Raw genomic sequence first — 1,582 nt, forward strand, 5'->3', positions numbered from 1 at the left:
CAGGCACGGATCAGAACGTCCCGACATCGCGCTGCTGGGCCCTGAACTGAGTTTTGCAGGCCGGACAGATTGGAAACCGTGTCTTACGCGACATCCCCTGGCTGCCCGATGAGGACCGCGCAACCCTGTTCGGAGCCTTCCTGGATATTGCAGGGCGGCTTCAGGGCGGCGATGATACTGCTTTGGTTGACCTGACAGCACGCTGGAGACGTGCGGGGCTTCATGCCTTCGACAGGCACCGGAAACAGGACAGGACAACAGGCAGACGTGACCATGACCGACCACGAGACACGATCATCCGGAGCTGACANCAGTGCGCGAGCTTACGACCCGGATTGTCACAGCCTATGTCAGCAGTCACACGNATTCCGGCGGATACCCTGCCCGGCCTCATCGCCACGGTGTTTCAGGCCCTCGGAAGTCTGGGACAGGCGACGACCGAAACACCGGATCTGGTGCCGGCCGTGCCTGTGAAGAAATCCGTGTTCCCGGATTACATTGTCTGTCTGGAGGATGGGAAAAAACTGAAGATGCTCAAGCGTCATCTCCAGTCCTCCTATGGCATGACGCCCCAGCAATATCGGGAGAAATGGGGCCTGCCGGAAAGCTACCCGATGGTGGCCCCCGCCTACGCAGCCCGACGCTCTGTCCTGGCGCAGGAGATCGGACTGGGACGGACCGTCAAGGCGACACCGGAACCTTCGGACGTATCGGAAGCTGAAGTTCCGGTCACACGCCTGCCAGAGAAGAAACGCGGACGCAGGCCAAAACTGGCCTGAAGGTCCAGACCGGGAGAAACGGGACATGAAGACGGATCATACCGATCGTAACGACTGGGAAGCCTGGAAGGACGAAGCCACACGCCGGTCCCTTGCACAAGTAGAGGCCGGGTTGGTGATCAGTACGGAAACCATGAAGGTATGGGTCGCCAGCCTCGGTACGGATAACCCGCTCCCCCTGCCACAACCCGGGCAATAAAGGGGACGCTCGCGCGCACCGCAGGAAGGTGACGCAGAGTGCAATAATCACGACTGTCCCTGACGCATTGATGGAACGACTGTTTCACGACCCTACGGCTACCCATGTGACGACCCATCCACATACCCGAGGCCGACATTGCGCCTACCCATAAATAGCGGATCCTCATACACCATTGCACCGTTGGTGCGGATGCTCAGGCACCTGCCTGCCGGATCTGGGCGATCATTTCATCGGCTGTGATCTCTCCGCGCTGGCGTGCATCCATAATTGCGGTGAGCGCCCTGTCATGAGGGAGCACATGCGGATCATCGGGTGTCGCNCGTATGAGCGGCCCTGCCATGCGGGGCCGGAAAGGTTATGCCCGTCACATCGGGATTGCGCGTAAACATCCCGGNCCAGGATCTGGTCTGCCTGCTGGATGTAATTGCCTGGGACATCCCGGGATACGCGCGCGGAGCCGGCCGAGGTGGTGATGTCGAGGCCGGCGACATGCGGCAGGAGATCGAGGATGCGCGTCAGGGCTTCGATATCCTGCTGTGTCAGCAGGGTTGGGGTCGTTTGCGGGAGGGGGCGAAATCCTACGCTAAGCCGAGGACGCGCT

1 protein-coding gene and 2 pseudogenes are annotated in these 1,582 nt (G+C 60.7%); 2 read left to right on the forward strand and 1 reads right to left on the reverse strand.

The annotated features are described in order from the left end of the window. Window positions 1-101: 101 nt before the first annotated feature. Window positions 102-308, forward strand: a pseudogene (traD, locus tag NJLHNGOC_RS15465) (conjugal transfer protein TraD); the annotation flags it as partial. After that, a pseudogene (locus NJLHNGOC_RS15470) lies at window positions 274-779 on the forward strand (MucR family transcriptional regulator). The pseudogenes traD and NJLHNGOC_RS15470, both read left to right, overlap by 35 nt. 395 nt (window positions 780-1,174) lie before the next feature. On the opposite strand, the gene NJLHNGOC_RS16645 reads toward NJLHNGOC_RS15470, so the two are convergent. Then, the gene (locus NJLHNGOC_RS16645; protein WP_275399532.1) at window positions 1,175-1,321 is read right to left on the reverse strand and encodes an antitoxin VbhA family protein; all 147 of its coding nucleotides are present in this window, start codon (window positions 1,319-1,321) and stop codon (window positions 1,175-1,177) included. Window positions 1,322-1,582: the final 261 nt, after the last annotated feature.

Source organism: Novacetimonas cocois (assembly GCF_003311635.1).
Taxonomy (GTDB): domain Bacteria; phylum Pseudomonadota; class Alphaproteobacteria; order Acetobacterales; family Acetobacteraceae; genus Novacetimonas; species Novacetimonas cocois.